Raw genomic sequence first — 20756 nt, 5'->3', positions numbered from 1 at the left:
GAATCTCTATGTCTTCGGAGGGTGCAGTCATGATCGGCGCCTGCGATTGCGACAGTGCGGGGCGCGGGCGCCGACTTCACAATTCGCGAAGGGCCTGCTCGCTGGAGTCGATATACCGTTCGCGTTGAAGCGAGCCGAACCGGCCATAGGGATACTCATCCGGCGTCGGAGCGCTGACCTTATCCAGTTGCGCGATCACCTCAGGGTCGAGCTGGAGCTCGGCGGCAGCGAGATTGTCGTTGAGTTGCTCGATCGTGCGAGCGCCGATGATGGTTGACGACACGGCCGGTCGGTTGGCGACCCAGCTTAATGCGACCTGGCTGGGCGTGGCGCCGATTTGGTCTGCAATCCGCCGCACCGCATCGATCGTGGCCCAGTTCCGCCCGGCCCCAGCCAACTTTTCCCCGATATACTGGAACATGGCATTGCCAGCGCCATACCTCGTACCCGCGTTGGCCATGTCGCGGGTATACTTCCCACTCAGGAATCCTCCGGCCAGCGGTGACCAGGGCAGCAGCCCGATCTCGTTATGCAGAGCTGCCGGAATGACCTCATACTCGATCTCCCGGCACGCCAGGCTGTATTGCTGCTGGAGCGTGATCGGCACCTGAAGCCCCATCGCCCGCGCGGTCGACAGGACGAGCTGGAGTTGCCAGCCCGTGATGTTGGACAGTCCCACATAGTGGATCTTTCCCGCGCGCGCGGCCGCATCCAGGAAGGAGAGTGTCTCTTCGACGGGGGTCAGCGGATCCCAGCCATGCATCTGATAAAGATCGATCGCTTCGACGCCGAGGCGACGCAGCGAGGTGTTCAATGCGCGGTGAAGGTGCGGGCGAGAGGTGCCGGCATCATTCACGTCCGCACCGGTTCCAAACCGGGCCTTGGTCGCGACGACGAGGCGGCTCGTTGTCTTTGGGCGGCTTGCTCGCCAACGTCCCAGAAGCTCTTCCGAAGCGCCGCCACCATAGACGTCGGCGGTGTCGATCATGTTGCCGCCGGCATCGAGGAAGGCGTCGAGGATGGCGAACGCCTCCGCCTCGGGCGTCTCGGTGCCGAAACCCATGGTTCCAAGGATCAGGTTCGAGATGGACAGGCCCGACTTTCCAAGTTTGCGATATTTCATGGTCATGCGACTCCAACTTGGACGGTGCCATGGTTGGACACCTTCTTCGGGCTTGGTCTCAACCGCGGACGCGCCTGTGTGACCATTTCGCCAACCAACATAATTCCTCGGGCATTAAGTGATTAGATGGAGAATCCTGCATAGGCCTAGAAAGGCATTTTCTTAATGGAGTGCGATGCGATGGCGCTATGCCCCCGATGGATGGCATCATCAGCACATGCTTAGAAAGGAGGCTTATGAATGCGCCGGGAAAACATTAACGATTTCCTTGCCTTCATTGCCGTTGCGCGCGAGCAGAGTTTTACCCGCGCGGCTGCCAAGCTGGGCGTATCTCAGTCGGCGCTGAGCTATACGGTCCGCACCCTCGAGGCGCGGCTGGGGCTGCGGCTGCTGACGCGAACGACGCGGAGCGTGTCCCTGACCGAGGCGGGGGAGCGCCTGTTCCTGAGTATCGGGCCCCGCTTCGACGAGATCGAAAGCGAGATCGCGGCGCTGAGCGCCATGCGCGACAAGCCAATGGGCAATGTCCGCATTACCACCGTGGAACACGCCTGCGAGACCATTCTCTGGCCCAAACTCGCGCCGCTCCTCCAGGAGTACCCGGACATTAGCGTTGAACTCATCAGCGATTACGGCCTCAAGGATATCGTCGCGGACCGGTACGATGCCGGGGTGCGGTTGGGCGAGCAGGTGGACAAGGACATGATTTCCCTGCCTATCGGCCCCGACTTCCGCATGGCGGTGGTGGGAGCACCGTCTTATTTCGAGGGTCGGGAGAAGCCTCGCGTTCCGCAGGATCTGACCGAGCATAGCTGCATCAAACTGCGTTTGCCGACTCATGGCGGCTTCTATGTCTGGGAGTTTTACAAGAGTGGGCGGGAACTGAAAGTCCGCATTGAGGGACGGACGGCATTCAATACCGTTGGCATGATGCGCCAGGCGGCACTCGACGGGTTCGGCCTTGCCTACCTGCCGGAAGACCAGGTGGACGGACCCATTCAAGACGGGCGGGTTGTGCGCGTTCTTGCGGATTGGTGCCCGCCGCGCCCCGCATATCATCTCTACTACCCAAGCCGCCGCCAGCATTCTCCGGCCTTTGCGCTCGTCCTCGATGCGCTTCGCTATCGCGGCTAGATCCCCCGGCTCGACCAGCTATTCAGAAAATTTCCTTCTAAGCCCATGCGAATAAAGACGGCTAATCACTGAATGTGGGCCGGCCTATCTTCTGAGGGTCAAGACGCGATGGCGGCTTGTGACCAATAGAAGGAATTCCCTCATGAGCACGAACATAGGCGGCCTGAGCCGTCGCAAGCTCCTCCTGACCAGTTCAATTGTTTCCGCAACGCTGCTGCTGGCGGGCGTTTCGTCTGCCGCAATGGCGGCCTCACCCTCCGCTCCGGTCATCAACGTCCAAGCCGGTGACGTGGCCGTCAAAGGCGTCGCGTTCAAGAACAACGACATCACCTTGGCCGGCAACAGTGCTGCCCTATAAGGAAACCCGTGAATTGCTTGTGTCACGATGTTGGACATTCGCTGCCATCGGGCGCGACAGAAAGCTTTAACTCCATCGCATCGCGTTAGGGATGGACGCCCGAAGGGCCGAGACGGACGCCGGCTCGGCGCGCGACAGCCCGGCCCGCGGCTGCGCGGGCAACGCCCAAACCAGAGTTCGGGCAAGGACCGGTCATTTGCGGAGAAAGGTGCTGACCTAGCGGAAAGCGCTGTCTAAGTAGCTCAGCTGCAAGGACTTTTGGTTTGGGGGAGTCGAGTAGACGGACCATGGAGTCAGATAAGCTATTGATAGGCATCATCTAACGACGGAATAATGCCGTCTTTTATCTTGCCCTCCTTCCCTATCACTTTTGTCTCCTCAGAAACGCGATCCGGCAGAGTCGCATATCCACGAGGTGCGTCGCACTTGACCAAAGGGGCAAGTGCGACCCGCCCGACTGTCAACCGACGACCCGGGCCCCTGACTGCTCGGCATCGGCTCCTTCAATGCCGCCAGCCTTCATGCGGTTCGCGGCCAGACCATTTGGCTATATGGCGTCAACGCATTGAGGGCTTTGTTCGCCCTGACGGCGACTTCCTCGATCGCGGAGCATTTTGACTTCTCCATTGCCTGCTTCACACGCGAAATCTGTCTTGGCAATTTGCAAAGCAGCGCACCATCGATAGCCCGGCCGCCATAGGCGGCGGCATCGGCTGTATTACCGACGGACATCCACGCCTCGGCAATCGTTACCTCCCGGATGATGGACCAATGCGGCGCCAGCCCGATCGCGGCTTGTCCACTCACCTGCTCGATTTGGGCCTCGGTCAGCCGTCCTAGCTGAAGCAGGCCGCGAAGCCGGACCTCATTGACGGCAATGGGGTTGAAGGTCGGCGAGAAATGCGTGACGCGGTCGAGGCAATTCGTGGCGATCCGAAGCGCTTGGGCAAACGCCCTTTGATCCTGCTGATTTGCCCGGAGCCGGGCCAGGCACAATGCCGCGCTGCCGCGGTTGGCGTCATCCCGGTCGCGCGCGAGCGAGCGCTCCAAAAAATCGCCCGCGCCTTCAAGTGAACCTTGCTTGCGCATCTCATTGCCGATTTTTCTCAAGAGCTCCGTCTTAACCGCTGAATGACGTTTTTGCGCTGCCTTTTCGGTATGGGTGAAAATCTCAAGCGCTTCGAGCAATTCCTTGCTGGCCTCCTTCAGTCGTTCTTGCGGAAGCAAATCACCCAGCGCCGTGCCGAGCGCGATTTTGGCGCTGACGATGGTCCGGAGCAACGTTAAATCGGATGCGTTTGTGCGGGACTGGCCATAGAGACGGATCAATAATGGGTGTAATTCCTGAATGGCCTTTTCTGGATGCCCGGAGTTTCGGGCGGTGATCGCCAGCGAAATGATGCTGTTTGATAACTGCAGTATGTCTTGGTCGGCTTTACCAGCGAACGCATCGATCGACAGCCCAATATGGAATGGTTGCACGCCCAGCCGATCGACCACACGCTTTAGGAACTGAACATCGCGAATGACCCGGCGGCCGCGTTCGATCTTGGAGATGTAGGATTGATCCACCCCCAAGATGTCTGCGAGCGCAGATTGGGACACGCCATACGCCTGGCGATAAGCGGCAAGCACGCTTGCTAGCCTGGATTCGTCGCTCATCGCAAAACGCCAGCCGATCCTATTCCGCGCGCGTCGTATGGACCTTTGACGCCCAATTCCCAATCGAGTCCTTATAGCCTTGCGGCATGTTGAGTGACTCGACCTCGGCCAAGGTGAAAAGGCCTACGGCCTTATGTTCCGGACTATGGGTCACTTGCGCCCCGGTTAGCGGTGGACATCCGAAGGTTACAATGAGGACGTTGACCCCCTCGCGAATGGTGTACACCCAGCTATCCAGCAACGGGCCAGCCTCAACCGAAAGGCCCAACTCTTCTTCTATTTCTCTAGCGACACAAAGAGCCGGAGTTTCGCCAAGCTCGAGCTTGCCGCCCGGAAGCTCCCATTCGTACCGCTCGTTCTTGAGAAGCACGACGCGGTCGTCCAAAAAGACGACGCCCTTTACCGAAACTGGAAACCGATAAGCCTGATTATCGCTGTTCTGCTCGTGAGCCATTTGCTTCCCTCGCCAAATTGATCGCGTCGGAATCCCGGCGCACCCCGTCCCGTGCGCTGCCTGAGGCTCGATAGCTCAGGTCAAAGCCGCGGATTATCCGGTATGAAGGGACCTCCGGATCGTTTGCAGTCACCAATATCCGCATGAACTCCCTGTGACCCACAAACGATGATCGGCCATGAAGCCACCGGCCATTATTAATCACATATCCCTGGCCGCTCTCCAGCTTGAGCTTGACGCAAAACCGCCCAAGCAAATCCATCAATATCTGCATCGACGTTCCAATGCGGACATCCGAAAACCCGGCTCCGTCAGCGCGGAATCGGCACACGACGCGGTTATTGCCAACGTGCTCGAAAACAGATCCCGCATATCGCCCCTTGCCAAAGCCGAAGATCATGGAGCCCGGACCACTGAGGTCCTGGGCGACGCCCGGCCAGCTGTGCAGCAACTCCTCATAGACGTCCTTCATGTCGACCAGGAGGGTTTCGCCGCCTTCGATGGCCGCTTGAGCGCAATGGTTGACGATCAAATCGGGGGGACGCGGCACCGCTGTGCAATCCGTATGAAGGTCCAGCGTATGGCGGCTGAAACCGAGCAAGCCCGGCAGGTCGGTGATCTCTTCCGTGGGCAGGATGACCGTGACGCCATCCGCGTCGGAATGCGTGTGCGGGTAAATTTTTCCGAGCTTCGACGCCAACTGCAACAGCTCCTGCCTTGCCTTTGGCGTTGGGACCGCAAATGTAAAAATTCCCAGATCGTCGAGGCGTGAGAGCATCAGCTGATGAGCCGCTGGATCCCTTAGATCGACATAATAGTCCGAAAACCCGACCATCCCCATCTCCGTGCCTTGTTGTATAAGCAAAATAGACAAGGCATTTTCATTGAACCAATGACAGTTTGTCATGGCGATAGCGCATGAGTTGATTTTGGTCGAGAGTATCCTTGGATCTGTTATTTTCTTTGAGTTTTTGTCTTTGTCGGGAGATGTGACCGCTTCGCTAATGCTTCGGTCTGCGGATAGATTCTCAGCCGCCGACGCCGTGACCATCGCACGTTCCTCGGCGTCTTGCGGCATGCCCCAGAATGCCGCCAGCGCGACGCAACGTTGGCAGGTCGTGCTCATCACAAAAGGGGAGCCAGGATCGGACAATACCGCGCCCGAGTTTTTCCACGCGCCTGATGCATGCCGATATCGCATGATTTCCAGCTCATCCGAGGCGCGAGGAGACCGATCGCCCCTACTTGACGATGAATATCGCCTGCTGTGAATCGCCGGTCGTGTTGGGAATGCGCAGGTGGAAGGTGCCCGGGCGGATCGTCACGAAGGATATCGTCGCGGTGCCTTCATCGTCGAATTCTATGCTTTCAATGCCGCCCATGGGACGGACCTCAATCTTGTTGATCACAATTTCATTGATCCAGATATTGCGAAAGAAATCGGAGCCAGACAAGGCAAGTTCCGCTGTGCCATCGGCGACAACACTGAGCCGGTAATATTTGCCCGCCTCCAGCTCATAAGGGCCTTTTGCCAGCGGCTTGCCCGAGGATAGGGTTAGAGGATCGAGATTCTTGCGGCCGGTGAGCAGTCCGGACATGCTGTGGCGCGCAGCCGGCTTATCATCGTCGTCCTTGTTCTGCGCTAGGGCCGGAAAAGCTGTCAGGATCGACCCAATAGCAAACGCTGCGACCAATCTGATTTTCATCCGTTTCTCTCCCAATTCGGTCTTTTTTGATTACGGCGTAATGCTCCAACGGCAATTCACCACAGCAGATACCCGAGGTGCGGCTCGTTCGCGAATGTGCTCGGGGCGGCGGATCGTTACTCTATACCACCTAAGCGACAGATCCACAGCCTCGGTTAGGCTCGTCTATTGCTGCGCTTGGTGGGTGCAGATCCTCAGCAGAAGTCAATCCTCCTGATCTCAAACAGCATCCTGCGTCCGGTTGCCGTGCTCGCCCCCCGCCTGTTTAGAATTTTCGTCGCAGCGAGGTAGCGAACGTGCCGTAAGATGCGTCGCCGTTGGACGCAATTGAGACCCAGCTTCAGAGGGAGCATCCGTTAGCAGTGCGTCAGTAGCGAATTGCCGGAGGTAAAGAGGATGCCGGCGCAGTCGCGATCGACTAAGCTGCGGCCAGGTCCGCGCCGGTAAATGCGGCGTGTTTGTTTTCAACATGCCCAACAATCACGTCGATCAGCTCCGCCTTGCGCTTATCGGAAGGGGCCCCGCAAGGGATACGTTGCCGTCGGATAATCTGCCTGAGTTCGTCTACCTTCAGCCTCTTAAGTTGCCTCTTCAGCCCTTCTCGCCCGTCGGCAGCAAACGTTTCAATTAGGTCAATGGGGTCTTCGCGAAAATGAGAAGAGATCGCTGAAGCTAATCTTTTTGCCAGGGCGGGCTTTTCCTCCATGATGTTTATCAGCTCCATTAGGAAGCTCTCGACTATCTTGGTCTCCTTTGACATGGATGACATCCTTCGGTAGCGGTTCTTTTGCAACGCTGTTCGGCCTCGCTAGACCGAGTGCCGCCGTCAGCTCGGCGATTATCTTTTTGAAATCCTTCTCCGCCGGACCACCGTATTTCCCTTTAAAGCTTGTCTCGGAGTGCGGCGAAAATAGACGAGCATCCCGAATAGTGGACCGTTCCGCAATGGGAGCCATGAACACGGATTCTCGCTTCAATGACGGTAAATTGCTTTCATGGATGGCGGCTTGGTACCGCGTTACCAGTATCCGTCTGTTCTCGACCACCGCGGGCCTTATTTCACGATGTTGCTGTAAGTGCCAGACCAAGTTGCCGATACCCGTATAGGCAGTATCGTCGGCTGTTGTTGGCACGATGAGCAGATCAGCAGCGCTCAACGCAGCCCTGACGATCGTCGTCAGCCCTGGTGGACAGTCGACAAGAATCACGTCGTAAGGCCCGGCTTCGTTCAGCTTCCGGAAGGCCATCGAAGCACGCTGAAGAACGTTCTCCAACGTACGGCCAGGGTTCGCCCCGGCGACCAACATTGTATCTGCCACTTCAGCCGTGCGCGGCGTCCCGGCCAGCAGATCGATCTGGCCGGCGCCATGGATTGTTCCGACCTTCGGTAAAACGAAGTCCCGTGGATCCGGAAGGCCGGTTTCGGTGACGCTCTTGAGCAGGTAGCGCGCGACCGTCCTGGCGCGGTTCTGCGGACCGCTCACGGCCTCGGCAATGGCTGTGTGGGACAAGACCATCCGTGTTGCATTGAGCTGGGGATCAGCGTCGACAATCAGGACTCGGAAACCGCAGAACTGCGCAAGCCCCTCGGCCAACAGCACCGAGCTCGTCGTCTTCGCGACCCCGCCTTTCATGTTGAACACCGGCACGACCTTCATCGCTCTTGCTCCTGCAAGCTTTGGATTTTGTTCATCAGATTTTCCTGATCAGGTCGCGCCAATCGCTTCGTGAGGTATTCGTCCACATCCCACGGATGCGGATGCTGCCGGACGGGAGTGGCGCGCACGGCATAGGACGATGCACTTAGGGCATCTGAGAACGTAATCAGGCCGATGCCGTGGTGTTGACAGCTTGTCTCTATGTCCTTGGCGATCTTGTAATTTTCAGACCCGGGTAGAACCTGCCAAACGACATAGGCGTAATGAACGAAGCGCGTGTGGGCTACAGCCTCGAACGCGCTAGAAATATCCGCCTGCATGTCCCGTTTGATTTCGAACCCGAAAAGTTCAATCGCAATGCGGCGCGGATATGAGAATTTCTGGAGAGCAACGAGCGTTAAATCGGGGCGCGACCAGCGACCTGATCGTTCCCCGCCGCGAGCCGTATTTGCCACGGTGAAATCCTGCCCGCGAAAAGGCGAGGCAATATCGCCGCAAAAATGAAAGCTCAGGTAGGCATGAACGCCTTCTTCAAGCTCCGTCTCGTGGCGGCTCTTGGCAACAGGATCAAACATCGACGCATTACAAAATTGGTATAACTTTAGTTAAATTAACGTATCGCGGAACTTTTGTCTCTGTTTTGGACTGCGCGACTGAACACCAGAACGAACTGTTGCCATCGCGCAACGGACGTGTCGCGGAACACCAAGACCTAGCGCCCGGCGGCGCTATGGCAGCATCGGCGCCTTTGCGGGCGCGCTCGCCACATATTCGATTGACATGCGAATGAGTTCCGGCAGCGTGCCGGCGCCGAGCTTCAGCTTCAATTGCGAGCACGTGTTCGCGACCGTCTTGTAGCTGACGCCGAGCTCCTCCGCGATCTGGGCGTAGGCCTTCCCGTCGGCGACGAGGGCGAGGGTCTGCAATTCGCGCTGGGTCATGCGCTCCTTCGATCCGCTCTCGCCGAGCATCGCCACCTGCAGGGCGACACGGTGGCTCAGGAAGGGTAGGCCGCGCCGCACGGCGTTCACCGCATCGATAAACTCCTCGGCGGCGGTGTCCTTGAGCAAATAGCCGGTCGCGCCGGCATCGAGGGCGCGGCGGATGACGACGGCGTCGCTGTGCATGCTGAAGACCAGGATCGGCGTGCGCCGGTCACGGGCGCGGATGCGGCTGATCAGTGTCAGCCCGGCCAGGCCCTTGCCGTGAATGGACAGGTCGAGGACGATGATGCGCGGGTGCTTGCGGTGATACAGGCGGTAGGCGGAGGCGAGATCGCTGGCCTCGTGGATCTCCGTGAAGCCGGCCTCCTCAAGCACCGTGCGGCAACCTTGCAGCACGATGGGATGGTCGTCGATCAAAAGCACTGATGACATCAGCTTGTCCCCTCATGTCCAGCGATAGCGCTGCGGCGGCTCTCCGGGTTTTCGGCGGGCAGGGTAATTTCGAGGCAGGTGCCGCCGGTCGCCCATGCCGAAATGGAGACGCTGCCGCCGAGCGCATGCACGCGCTCCTTCATGCCGGACAGGCCCATGCCGAGCGGCGTTCCGGCCGCCATGCCCAGACCGTCATCGCGCAGGCTCAGCCTTACCGCGCCGAGACCGTCTTCAATCCGCAGTTCGACCGATTTGGCCTGTGCATGACGGACGATGTTGGTCAGCCCTTCCTGCAGGCAGCGATACAGCGTGAGATCGACGCAATCGCCGTAGCTGTCGGCAAGCTGCACCGGCCGGAAGGCAATGTCCGGCGCGTCATCATGCTTTTCGAATTCCGAGACCAGCGCGGCAAGCAGATCGGCGAGGGGGACGTCGCCGAGCGCGATGGGACGCAGCCGCTGCAGGAGGCGCCGGTTCACCGTCTGAACCCGACCGGCGATTTCGCTCAGGATCTGCACACGGCTTCTGACGCGGCCAGCCTTCTCCTCGGGAAGATCCGAAGCGAGCCGGTTCAGCACGGCCATATTCGCCCTCAGGCCGAACAGGCAGGGACCGAGTTCGTCATGCAGCTCGTGCGCGATCAGGCGGCGCTCGTCTTCCTGGGCCGTCAGGAGCCGGTGGTTTAGGCGGATGTTTTCCGCCTGGGCCGTGCCGAGCGATCCGGCCAGCGCGTTGAAGCGGCAGGCGAGGTCGGCAAGTTCGCGCGCCTTCGGCTCGAGCAGCCGGTGGCGGAAATGGCCTTGTTCGAGCTGGCGAAGCCCGGCCGAAAGCGCAGAGAGAGGCGTCAGCACGCGCCCGAAGGCAAAATAGAGCACCAGGATGACGCTGAGATCGACCAGCAGGCCGACGGCGGCGAGATCGGCCATGTCCGACCAGACCTCGGCAATCTCGTCTTCGGGCTCGCCCGTCACCAGCACCGTGCCGAGGCGGCGTCCACCCGATATGACAGGGATTTCGCGGCTGAGATCATCGACATGAACCATCGAGGCGAACCAGCGCGGAGCCGCGGCCTCATGGGGTCTGGCGCCGCCGCCCGAGGAATGCTCCTGCCAGATCGCCTTGCCGCCGACCGTGCTGATCAGCAGCCGCACGTGCCGCATCGGGCCGATCCGACCGGGCAGGTCCTCCAGCCAGAGGCCGCCGGGCATGGCGCGATCGAGACTATCTATGCTGGTGCGGACGAAGCGTTCGGCCATTGCGACGGACGCTGCGATTTCCGCTTCCGTCGCGCGCTTGGCGTTGAAGAGCACCAGAGACGCAGTGGCCAAGGCCGCGATGAGATTGATCAGGATGAAGGTCGCGAGCACCTGCCAGCGCAGCGACCGGCCGCGCCAGAGCGAAGGCAGCGCGGCGCCGGCCCAGGCAATTGCCCCGCGCCCCGCGCGATGGCCGTGCCAGGCTCGCGCGGCGTAAGGCTGGTGAATGGCCGGCATGGGTGTCCTCGCCGTATGATGGCCGGGTCCGTACTTAAAAATCATCCGCGCGCCGCCCGATTCGGCGTGCGCGGATCGATCTTGCCCTGATTATTGCCGGCAGCGCTACTCAGCGTTCGGGAACTTTTGGCAATCCGAATTGGAAAAGGTGCCGTGGCGCGGCTTGGCGGCTCGGACTAGGCTCGCTCGAATCGATGGGCGCAATATCATTGCGGCGCACTGTCTTGCATGATTCGGGTGAGGCCGCGGTCTCAGCGAAGCAGGCACGAATGGAACGCCGGGGAACATAGCGACATCGGCCTGGGGAAATCCACCATCCGGATGAAGGGACGTCCGGCGAGTGACAGTCTACGGCCGCCATCTTTGAAAATGGCTTCGGCAAGCCGCGCGCTACAAGAACAAGCGATCCAAGGGAAACACCGACACCAAATCGCTGAATCGGGGGGGACTATGAAACGCAGCCTTTATTGCGACGCGGCCGCATATGCTGCCGCCGGCGTCGCAGCATTTTGCCTTGCGTCCGAGGGGCGGGCGCAGCAGTCGCAGCCGGGGGCGGGGCAAATCCCTCCTGTGAACATCATCCAGGAGCAGCCTAAGCCGAAGCCGAAGAAATCGGTCGCAAAGAAGAAGCCGCAAGCGCAGACGCAGCCCCAGCCTGCCCCTGCCCCTGAACCCGCTCCTGTCGAGATTGCGGAGGAGCCGGTCGATGCCGGGCCAGGCGCGGACGACAATCTCGTCAGGATGTCGCCGCTGGCGGGCAGCGAGCTGCCACTGGAGAAGGTCCCGAACGCGGTTGGCCGCGTCACGGCCGAGGATGTCGAGCGCAGCGGCGCGGTCACGATCGAGCAGGCGCTGCAACTCACCGTGCCCGGCATCATCCTGAGCGACCTGCAAGGCAGCGAATTCCAGACCGATGTGCAATATCGCGGCTTCGTCGCCTCGCCAGTCAACGGCTCGCCGCAGGGGCTGGCCGTCTATCAGAATGGCGTGCGCATCAACGAGGTGTTCGGCGACACCGTCAACTGGGACATGATCCCGACCGTCGCGATCAATGACATCAGCGTGGTCAGCGGCAATCCGGTGTTCGGCCTCAACGCCATCGGCGGCGCGATCAGCGTCACCATGAAGGACGGCTTCGGCTTCCAGGGAGTCGAGTCGGATACGCGCATCGGCTCCTACGGGCGGATCCAGGAATCGCTGCAGGGCGGCGTGCAGTCCGGCAATGTGGCGGCCTATATCGCGCTTGAAGGCATCAACGATGACGGCTTTCGCGATTTCTCGCCCTCGAAGGTGCGCCGGATGTATGGCGATCTCGGCGTCAAGAACCGCGACAGCGAATTCCATCTGAATTTCACCGGCGCCAGCAACTTTTTCGGCGTCGCAGCGCCATCGCCGGTCGAGCTGCTGGAGCAGGACTGGTCAAAAACCTTCACCACGCCGCAGACCACCAAGAACGACATGGCGATGCTGTCCGCCAACGGCACGGTGGTCGTCACGCCGACGCTCAGCGTGTCCGGTGTCGCCTATCTGCGCCGTTTCCGGCAGAAGCACGTGGACGGCAACGTCTCCGATGTCGAGCCGTGCGATGACGCGGATTTCCTCTGCCTCGAGGATGAGCAACTCGTCGATGGCGGCGGCAATCCGATCGCCAACCCATTCGACGACGGAGAAACCATCGGCTCGATCGACCGCACCTCGGTGGACGCAAAAAGCTTCGGCGCCTCGGTGCAGGCGACCAGCAAGGCGCCGCTGTTCGGCCATAGCAACCAGTTCGTCGTTGGCGTCAGCGGCGATCACGGCAAGGTCACGTCGACCTCGGACAGCGAACTCGGCAGCATCAATCTCAGCAATTTCGTCGTCAGCGGCCTCGGCATCTTCCCGCAAGGGCCGGAAGGCATCGTGCCCGTGGGCCTGAACACCACGACCGATTATCTCGGCGTGTATGTCTCCAACACCTTCGACGTGACCTCGGCTTTGGCTTTCACGGCGGGAGGCCGCTTCAACTATGCCAATCTCGATCTCCAGGACCAGCTCGGCAACAATGCGGACCTGACCGCCGAGCACACCTATACGCGCTTCAATCCGATGGCAGGGCTGACCTATAAATTCAGCCCGCAATTATCGCTCTATGGCAGCTATTCGGAAGCCAATCGCGCGCCGACCCCGGCTGAACTGGCCTGCTCCGATCCCGAGGCACCGTGCCTTTTGGAGAATTTCCTCGTCTCCGACCCGGAGCTGGAGCAGGTCGTCTCGCACACCTGGGAAGCGGGCCTGCGCGGCAATTTGGGCGTGCCCAATAGCGGCGGCCGTATCGACTGGAGCCTCGGCGTCTTTCACACCCTCAACACCAACGACATCATCAATGTCGCCAGTGACATTGCCGGCCGCGGCTTCTTCCAGAACGCCGGCGACACGCTGCGCCAGGGCATCGAGGCGGGCATCGCCTACCGCTCGCCGCGCCTGTCGCTGTTTGCAAACTACGCCTATATCAACGCGACCTTCCAGGATGATCTGCTCTTGCCCTCGCCGAGCAATCCGGAGGCCGACGACAACGGCGACATCCAGGTCCGCAAGGGCGATCACATCCCGGCGATCCCCGCACACCGCATTAAGCTGGGCGGCGAATATGCCCTGACGGAGGTTTGGCGGATCGGCGCCGACATGGTGTTCTCCAGCGACCAGTTCTTCGTCGGCGACGAGGGCAACGACAATGCCGAGCTCGCCAGCTACGCCGTGTTCAACCTGCACACCTCCTACCAGCTTACCAAGAACGTGCAGATCTACGGCATCGTCAACAATGTCTTCGACAATGAATACGCCACCTACGGGACGTTTTTCGAAGCCGAGGACGTCGGGCTGACCGACCCGCGCACGATCACGCCCGCGCAGCCGCTCTCGGCCTATGCGGGCCTGAAGGTGAAGTTTTAGGGGCTAGCCATGATGCCGAAATCCCCGCGCAGCCTCTGCGCGGGGATCTGCTTTTCTCGCCGCGTGAGAAGCCCACAGCGACCGGGCACGCCGGTCAGCGGACGATGAAGTTGAACGGCACGGAAAACGTCAGCGGGCGCGCTGCCACGATTTCCGGGGGGACCGGCGGTAAGGGCGAGGCCCGGTCGACCGATGCCAGCGCGGCGTTGTCCAGCATCGCCGAGCCGGAACTCCGCTCGATCTCGCGGGAGATCACCCGGCCGGACGGCTCCATCGAGAAGCGCACGATGGCGACCCCGGCGCGCCGGCTCGCGGGCTTGGCCTTATGGCGCTCGAAGGCGCGGCTGACGCGGCCGAAATAGGCCGAGAGCGCGGTCGATAATCCGCCAGTCTGGGCGGACGAGGCGGCCTGCTGCTCGACCTGCTCGGCCGCGGCCATGACCTGCTCGGCCTTGACCTCCTCCACCGGCTCCGGCTCAACCTGCTTGGCGACGACAGTCGTCTCCTCGCTCTCCGCGGTTGTTGCGATGGCAGGGGGCGCGTCCTCCTTCAGCTCTTCGGGCTGCTCGCTGGCGGCCTGCACGACCGGCAAGGCCGCATCCGCATCCGCGACCGTTTCCGCCGCATCGCCGAAGGTCACGATGTTTTCGATGCCCACTCCCTGTTCGAGCAGGAACTGATCCGTACCGGCCCCGGCATCGATCGCCGAAGAACCGCGCAGCTCGGCGACGAGCAGCCACGCCACCGTCACATGCGCCGCGACGGAAAACACCCAGGCCCCGATGCGGATCGCGTCCATGCCGACTACTTCGCTCCGGCGCCGCTGCCGGGCAGCGCGTGGGACAGCAGCGAAATCCGGTGATAGCCGCCCTCGCCGACGCGGCCGAGGATTTCCATGATGTCGCCGTAAGGGCTTTTCCGGTCGGCTCGGACATAGACGACATTGTCGCCTTCCTGCGCCTTCAGCGCCGCCAGCCGGCCGACAAAACCCTCGCGTGGCACCAGTTCGTCGCGGAGGTACAATTTTTGGTCGCCGGTCAGCGTCACCACAATGGGCTTGCGGGGCTGGCTGATCCGGGTTGCGCTGGTCTGCGGCAGCTCGACGGGCACGCCCGCGATCATCAGGGGCGCTGCGACCATGAAGATCACCAGCAGCACCAGCATGACGTCAACGAAAGGCGTGATATTGATCTCCGACATCGGCCGGTAGGGAGCGTCGTCCTCGTCCGCATTCAGACTGTTCTGCAAGGAGATGGCCATTCCGTCTCGCTCCTACGCGGCTTTAACGACATCCCGCTTCTTGGACCAGTGACGCGCCAGGCTCGCTACGGCAACGCCAATGCGCTCGGCGGCACGGCCCAGGCTCGCGGAAATCTGATTATAGGCGATGACGGCGGGGACCGCCGCGACCAGGCCGACTGCTGTCGCAAACAGCGCCTCGGCAATGCCGGGAGCGACGACCGCAAGGCTGGTGTCCTTGGCCTGGGCGATGGCGGAAAAGCTGTGCATGATGCCCCAGACCGTGCCGAACAGCCCGATAAACGGCGCCGTCGAACCAACGGTCGCCAGGAAGGACAGCCCGCTTTCGGCGCGGCGCAATTCCTGCTTGGCGCGCATGCGCATCGAGCGCTCAAGGCGCTGCTGAAATTCCGCGCGGCCGCCATCCTCGCCGCGATCCTCCTGGCTCGCCGCCGCCCAAAGCAGGCTGGCCAGCGAGCCGCTCTGGAAATTCGCCGCGCCGGCTGCGGCCGCAACGGACTCCAGCTCGCGGACTTTCATGCTCAAGCGGCTGAGCCGGATGGATTTCTCCAGGATCAGCGCCCAGCTTGCGATGGAGCAGGATACCAGGATGGCGACGACGAACTGCACCACGGGATCGGCGTGACGCAAAAGTTCGATGACCGAAAGCCCGCCGCCTGCCGCCTCGATACCGGACGCTGGATTCACAGCATACCCTCGCTATTTCGTGAACTGGACGGGCGACAAGGACCGCACCTCGAGGCGATCCAGGCAACGCTCGACCGGCCCGCTTTCGGACCGGCACTCCGCGATCTCATTGATCAGGATACTGCCCGCGCCGTCGCAGGGCGTGTCGTCCATGCTGAAAATCTTAACGCTCCGTTTACGCGGCTTGATCGGCGCGAGGTCGAGTACGAAGCGCTTGCCGATCACGCCGTCCGGCCGGAACACCACCAGATCGAGCTTGAAGGCGGAAAAGGCGATGTCCGCCTTGTTGTCGATGACCATATAGGCCCGGCAGCCCTTATCGCCCGGCTCCAGCTTGTTCAGCTCCAAGGACATGTCGGCCGGCTCGCCGGCCTGCGCTCCAAAACCGGCCGCCATTGCCCATCCCAAGGCGAAAGCGGACAGGCTCAGTGCGCGATATCGGGCTTGCTGGGGCATCGGACGCCTCGTGAGGAACGGCTTGATGCCGCATGCGGCATGTCCAGCTTTATCATGCAATGAGAGGCGGTCCAACGACGCGCGCTTCCAAGGTGCCTTGACTTGTGGGCAATGTCCCATCGCGGCACGGCTGGCGATCTCTACTGCATCGCCGTGTGGCGGATGGCGTGATGGATCAGTTCGGGCAACGACCGCGCGTTCAGCTTGGACTTGAGCTGCGATGCGATATTCGCCACGGTTTTGTAGCTCAAGCCGAGCTGTTCGGCGATGTCGCCATAGGATTTGCCGTCGGCAAGCAGCGCCAGCATCTCCATCTCGCGGATGGTGAGGGCGGCTTTCGGGTCGGCGCCGCGGCCGCTGCCGAAGAAGGCGATCTCCGCCGCCATCTCCGGGCTCAGATATTGCCGGCCGGCGCGCACGCGGTTGAACGCCTTGAGAAATTCCGCCGAGGATGTGTCCTTCAGCAAATAGCCGTTGGCGCCCGCCTCGATGGCGCGTTTGACGATGACGGCCTCGCCATGCATGGAGAAGATCAGAATCCCCGTATCGCTGTCTCGCGCGCGCAGCCGCTTCAGGAAGGCGAGACCCGACAGGTCGCTGCCATTGAGCGAAAGATCGAGGATGATCACCTCCGGACGGCCTCGACGGTAGAGGCGGTAGCCCGCGACGAGAGATCCTGCCTCGGCGATTTCGCAAACGCCCGCATCCCGAAGCAATCTCTGGCAGCCCTCCATGACGATGGGATGATCATCAATGATCAGGACGCGGGTCATGCAACTTCCTCTCTCATGCTGTCCGTTGCATGCGGCAGCGTGATCAGCAGCCGCGTGCCTATCGGCTTTGCCCCTTCGATCAGGCAATCGCCGCCGAGCGAACGGACGCGCTCGCGCATGCTGCGGAGGCCAAAACCGTTCAGATCGGCGCTGCCGAGGCCTTGTCCGTCATCGCGGATCTCGATGCGCAGGGCCTGCGCGGGTATGGCATCATCGCCGACGCGAACCTCGATGGCCTGCGCCATGGCATGGCGCACGCTGTTGGTCAGCCCCTCCTGCACGCAGCGATAGACGCTGAGATCGATGGCTTCGCCATAGGAACGCCGGAGCGGCCCGGCATTCAGCACGAAGGCGATGCCCTGGTGATGGCGGCGGAAATCCTTCATCAGGTCGTCGAGCAATTCCGCGAGCGAGGCATGGCCGAATGCCGAGGGGCGCAATTTTTTCAAGAGGCTGCGGTTCAAACCCTGCAGCCGCTCAGTGATGGACAGGATTGAGCGCGCCCGCTCGGCGACATCGGCGCGTGCCGGCTCCGCACCGGCTTGCAGCGCCTCGATCGAGGAGGCGTTCGCCTTGATCGCGAACAGGCATTGGCCGAACTCATTATGCAGGTCGGCGGCGATCTGCTTGCGCTCCTCGTCCTGCAAATGGATCAGCGCGTGGTAGAGGCGGCCATTCTCCTGCCGCGCCTCCTCCAGGGCCGTGCCGAGCGCGTTGAAGCGGTCGGCAATCGCGGCCATCTCGCGTATGGACGGGCGTGGCAGGCGCGAACGGTAATGGCCGTGTTCGAGATCCTTGAGGCCGTCGGAAAAGCTGGTCAGCGGGTTCAGGATGCGGCCCATGGTGAAATAGAACAGGATGAAGATCAGGATGTTGATGCAGACCGCAACCACGGCCAGCGTCGAGAAATCCTGCCAGACCTCGGCGGCCTCGTCCCCCGGCTCGCCCATGATCACCACCGTGCCGACACGCCGCCCTTCCGCCACGACGGGCACATACCGGCTTTCGGTGCTCATGGACAGCAGGCGCGCGAACCAAAGCGGAGCTTGGTCATCTTCGTCTCCGTGCGCCTCGCGGGCGTCCGGCAGCATGACTTTCAGATCGCCCGCATTGTCGAGAATGGCGATGCGCACATGGCGGACCAGATTGAGATGCAGCGGCAGATTGCTGAGCATCGCCCCGCCCGACGTGGACGGGCCGAAACGGCTCACGGTCTCCTTGACGAAGCGCTCGGCGATTTCAAGCGAGGCCCGCATTTCGACGCGGGTCGCCTCGCGCGCATTCCAGATCATCACCGCGCAGGCGACCGCGCCCGCCAGCAGGTTCAGCGAGACGAAGGTCAGCAAGAGGCGCAGCCGGAGCGAGGGCGTGCGACGGAGGCGAAGGGCGGAGCCGCGCGGCAGCCGCATTTGAACGTCCATCAATGCCCGCAATCTTGATCGATGTCCGATGCCGGCCTCCCACTCTTCGAGCAAGGCAACGCCGGGAGGTGGATGAGACCAATTCTAGGCCAGGCCAGCCGGATTGCCAGGGAAAAGAACTTGTTGCGGATTGGAATTTATATTAGCTTTTCCAGCAAATCTCCCCTATCTCGGAACAATTGCGCCGCCCCTCGGGAACAAGTTCCCGAGACTTTCTGGCAATCCTCCTCAAGACATTCCGTCGGACCTGCCGCTAGCCTGTATCGGCTGGTTACGTGGCATGCCTGCGCCGCGGCGCCGAAAAGAACGAGGGCTCGCCGAGAACGGCCCTTACCACCCCTGGAAACGTCGAGGATGTGCGGGATGACCTTTTTACAACGTCACCTCTTGAACTCCGTCGCCATGTCCGTGGCGCTGGCTTGCGCCACGCTCACCGGACCCGGCGCGGCCGTCGCCAATGACAAGCTCGTCGAGCTGTCGCAATCGGAGGAAAACTGGCCGATCACCGGCAAGAACTACAACGCCAACAATTTTAGCAAAGCCACCCAGATCAACGCCGACACCGTCAAGGGGCTGCGCGCGTCGTGGTCATTCTCGACCGGCCTGCTGCACGGCCATGAGGGCACACCGCTGGTCGTGGGCGGCAAGATGTATGTGCATACCTCCTTCCCCAACAACACTTTTGCGCTCGACCTGAAGGACCCCGGCAAGATCGTCTGGCAGCACAAGCCCAAGCAGGACCCGGCCGCCCGCGCCGTCGCCTGCTGCGACCTTGTCAACCGGGGCCTCGGCTACTGGCCGGGCGAGGGAGGAACGCCGTCGCTGATCCTGAAGACCCAGCTCGACGGCCATGTCGTGGCGCTGAACGCCGATACGGGCGAGGAAGTCTGGAAGGTCGAGAATTCCGACATCAAGGTCGGCTCCACGCTGACCATCGCGCCTTACGTGGTCAAGAACGTCGTGCTGGTCGGCTCATCCGGCGCCGAGCTTGGCGTGCGCGGCTATGTGACGGCCTACGACGTGCGCACCGGCGAGCAGAAATGGCGCGCCTATGCCACCGGCCCGGACTCCGATCTGCGCCTGGGCAAGGATTTCAACATCAAGAACCCGCATTACGGCCAGTCGGGCCTCGGCACCAAGACCTGGGAAGGCGACGCCTGGAAGATCGGCGGCGGCACGAACTGGGGCTGGTACGCCTTCGACCCGATCACCAACCTGTTCTATTACGGCTCCGGCAATCCCGCGCCCTGGAACGAGACCATGCGCCCGGGCGACAATAAATGGACGATGACGATCTGGGGCCGCGACATCGATACCGGCGAGGCCAAGTTCGGCTACCAGAAGACCCCGCATGACGAATGGGACTACGCCGGCGTCAACGTCATGATGCTCTCCGACCAGAAGGACAAGGACGGCAAGGATCGCAAGCTCCTCACCCATCCCGATCGCAACGGCATCGTCTACACGCTCGACCGCGAGAACGGCGACCTGGTCTCGGCCAACAAGCTGGACGATACGGTCAACTGGGTGAAGACGGTCGACCTGAAGACGGGCATCCCGGTCCGCGACAGCGAATTCGGCACCCGCATGGATCACCGGGCGCGCGAGATCTGTCCCTCGGCCATGGGCTATCACAACCAGGGCCATGACAGCTACGACCCGGACAAGCAGCTCTTCTTCATGGGCATCAACCACATCTGCATGGACTGGGAACCGTTCATGCTGCCTTACCGGGCCGGCCAGTTCTTCGTCGGCGCGACCTTGTGGATGTATCCCGGCCCGAAGGGCAACCGCGCCGAATATGAAGGCCTCGGCCAGATCAAGGCCTATAACGCGGTCTCCGGCGAGTATAAGTGGGAGAAAATGGAGCGCTTCTCGGTCTGGGGCGGCACGCTCGCCACGGCCGGCAACCTGGTCTTCTACGGCACGCTCGACGGCTTCATCAAGGCGCGCGACAGCCGCACCGGCGACCTGCTCTGGAAGTTCAAGCTTCCCTCCGGCGCGATCGGCCATCCGATGACTTACACCCATGAAGGCACGCAATATATCGCCATCATGTACGGCGTCGGCGGCTGGCCGGGCGTGGGCCTCGTCTTCGACCTGCAGGACCCGACGGCGGGCCTCGGCGCGGTGGGCGCATTCAAGAAGCTGGCCAACTACACCCAGATGGGCGGCGGCGTGATGGTGTTCTCGCTCGACGGCAAGAGCCCCTACACGGACGTGAAGGTCGGCGAGTACGAGTAAAGGCATCCGGGCCGCCGCGCTCT

The 20756-nt window shown here is 61.6% G+C and carries 19 protein-coding genes; 4 read left to right on the top strand and 15 right to left on the bottom strand.

The window, feature by feature from the left end:
• Positions 1-76: 76 nt before the first annotated feature.
• Entirely contained in the window at positions 77-1123 is a 1047-nt protein-coding gene (locus tag BLEFHOIH_RS07570; protein WP_088344316.1) for an aldo/keto reductase, read from the bottom strand.
• A 240-nt stretch (positions 1124-1363) separates the two neighbouring features.
• Between BLEFHOIH_RS07570 and BLEFHOIH_RS07565 the strand changes: the two genes are divergently transcribed.
• Both BLEFHOIH_RS07565 and BLEFHOIH_RS26160 read left to right on the top strand, forming a co-directional pair.
• Positions 1364-2257 (top strand): LysR family transcriptional regulator, encoded by an 894-nt coding sequence (locus BLEFHOIH_RS07565; protein WP_088343998.1) that lies wholly within the window; start codon positions 1364-1366, stop codon positions 2255-2257.
• A gap of 142 nt (positions 2258-2399) precedes the next feature.
• Positions 2400-2615: a hypothetical protein gene (locus BLEFHOIH_RS26160; RefSeq protein ID WP_088360744.1), complete on the top strand. Its 216-nt coding sequence runs from the start codon at positions 2400-2402 to the stop codon at positions 2613-2615.
• Between the two features lie 519 nt (positions 2616-3134).
• Here BLEFHOIH_RS26160 and BLEFHOIH_RS07555 read toward each other — a convergent pair.
• The 8 genes from BLEFHOIH_RS07555 to BLEFHOIH_RS07520 form a co-directional block, all read right to left on the bottom strand.
• Positions 3135-4277, bottom strand: a complete 1143-nt coding sequence (locus tag BLEFHOIH_RS07555; RefSeq protein ID WP_088343994.1) for a helix-turn-helix domain-containing protein — start codon at positions 4275-4277, stop codon at positions 3135-3137.
• Positions 4278-4296: 19 nt separating this feature from the next.
• The gene (locus BLEFHOIH_RS07550; RefSeq protein ID WP_088343992.1) at positions 4297-4731 is read right to left on the bottom strand and encodes an NUDIX hydrolase; all 435 of its coding nucleotides are present in this window, start codon (positions 4729-4731) and stop codon (positions 4297-4299) included.
• Positions 4706-5932: a TauD/TfdA family dioxygenase gene (locus BLEFHOIH_RS07545; RefSeq protein ID WP_088343990.1), complete on the bottom strand. Its 1227-nt coding sequence runs from the start codon at positions 5930-5932 to the stop codon at positions 4706-4708. Before BLEFHOIH_RS07545 ends, BLEFHOIH_RS07550 begins: the two co-directional genes overlap by 26 nt.
• A gap of 40 nt (positions 5933-5972) precedes the next feature.
• Entirely contained in the window at positions 5973-6437 is a 465-nt protein-coding gene (locus BLEFHOIH_RS07540; protein WP_088343988.1) for a hypothetical protein, read from the bottom strand.
• Between the two features lie 632 nt (positions 6438-7069).
• Positions 7070-8095, bottom strand: coding sequence for a ParA family protein (locus BLEFHOIH_RS07535; RefSeq protein WP_088343986.1), 1026 nt, complete (start codon positions 8093-8095; stop codon positions 7070-7072).
• Positions 8092-8670 (bottom strand): hypothetical protein, encoded by a 579-nt coding sequence (locus BLEFHOIH_RS07530; protein WP_088343984.1) that lies wholly within the window; start codon positions 8668-8670, stop codon positions 8092-8094. Before BLEFHOIH_RS07530 ends, BLEFHOIH_RS07535 begins: the two co-directional genes overlap by 4 nt.
• 153 nt (positions 8671-8823) lie before the next feature.
• Positions 8824-9471, bottom strand: coding sequence for a response regulator transcription factor (locus BLEFHOIH_RS07525; protein WP_088343982.1), 648 nt, complete (start codon positions 9469-9471; stop codon positions 8824-8826).
• Positions 9471-10964 (bottom strand): ATP-binding protein, encoded by a 1494-nt coding sequence (locus BLEFHOIH_RS07520; protein ID WP_170937046.1) that lies wholly within the window; start codon positions 10962-10964, stop codon positions 9471-9473. The genes BLEFHOIH_RS07525 and BLEFHOIH_RS07520 overlap by 1 nt, the downstream gene beginning before the upstream one ends.
• Before the next feature lie 450 nt (positions 10965-11414).
• Between BLEFHOIH_RS07520 and BLEFHOIH_RS07515 the strand changes: the two genes are divergently transcribed.
• On the top strand, positions 11415-13892 hold the full coding sequence (locus BLEFHOIH_RS07515; protein ID WP_088343978.1) for a TonB-dependent receptor: 2478 nt from the start codon (positions 11415-11417) through the stop codon (positions 13890-13892).
• A gap of 94 nt (positions 13893-13986) precedes the next feature.
• On the opposite strand, the gene BLEFHOIH_RS07510 is transcribed toward BLEFHOIH_RS07515, so the two are convergent.
• The 6 genes from BLEFHOIH_RS07510 to BLEFHOIH_RS07485 all read right to left on the bottom strand — a co-directional run bounded on the left by BLEFHOIH_RS07510 (position 13987) and on the right by BLEFHOIH_RS07485 (position 18489).
• On the bottom strand, positions 13987-14691 hold the full coding sequence (locus BLEFHOIH_RS07510) for an energy transducer TonB (RefSeq protein ID WP_088343976.1): 705 nt from the start codon (positions 14689-14691) through the stop codon (positions 13987-13989).
• A gap of 5 nt (positions 14692-14696) precedes the next feature.
• Positions 14697-15152 carry a biopolymer transporter ExbD gene (locus BLEFHOIH_RS07505; protein ID WP_088343974.1) on the bottom strand — a complete coding sequence of 152 codons (456 nt, stop codon included), beginning with the start codon at positions 15150-15152 and terminating at the stop codon, positions 14697-14699.
• Positions 15153-15164: 12 nt separating this feature from the next.
• Positions 15165-15839 (bottom strand): MotA/TolQ/ExbB proton channel family protein, encoded by a 675-nt coding sequence (locus tag BLEFHOIH_RS07500; RefSeq protein WP_170937045.1) that lies wholly within the window; start codon positions 15837-15839, stop codon positions 15165-15167.
• A 12-nt stretch (positions 15840-15851) separates the two neighbouring features.
• Positions 15852-16235 carry a hypothetical protein gene (locus BLEFHOIH_RS07495; protein WP_088343972.1) on the bottom strand — a complete coding sequence of 128 codons (384 nt, stop codon included), beginning with the start codon at positions 16233-16235 and terminating at the stop codon, positions 15852-15854.
• Positions 16236-16435: 200 nt separating this feature from the next.
• Entirely contained in the window at positions 16436-17068 is a 633-nt protein-coding gene (locus tag BLEFHOIH_RS07490) for a response regulator transcription factor (RefSeq protein WP_088343970.1), read from the bottom strand.
• Positions 17065-18489 (bottom strand): ATP-binding protein, encoded by a 1425-nt coding sequence (locus BLEFHOIH_RS07485; RefSeq protein ID WP_088343968.1) that lies wholly within the window; start codon positions 18487-18489, stop codon positions 17065-17067. The genes BLEFHOIH_RS07490 and BLEFHOIH_RS07485 overlap by 4 nt, the downstream gene beginning before the upstream one ends.
• Positions 18490-18891: 402 nt before the next feature.
• On the opposite strand from BLEFHOIH_RS07485, the gene BLEFHOIH_RS07480 reads away from it, so the two are divergent.
• Complete coding sequence (locus tag BLEFHOIH_RS07480; protein ID WP_088343966.1) at positions 18892-20733, top strand: methanol/ethanol family PQQ-dependent dehydrogenase; 1842 nt, start codon at positions 18892-18894, stop codon at positions 20731-20733.
• Positions 20734-20756: the final 23 nt, after the last annotated feature.

This window comes from Rhodomicrobium sp. R_RK_3, assembly GCF_002198715.1.
In the GTDB taxonomy this organism is placed as follows: Bacteria; Pseudomonadota; Alphaproteobacteria; order Rhizobiales; family Rhodomicrobiaceae; genus R-RK-3.
Note: the sequence above shows the minus strand (reverse complement) of the source record. Positions and strands in the feature narration are given on the sequence as shown.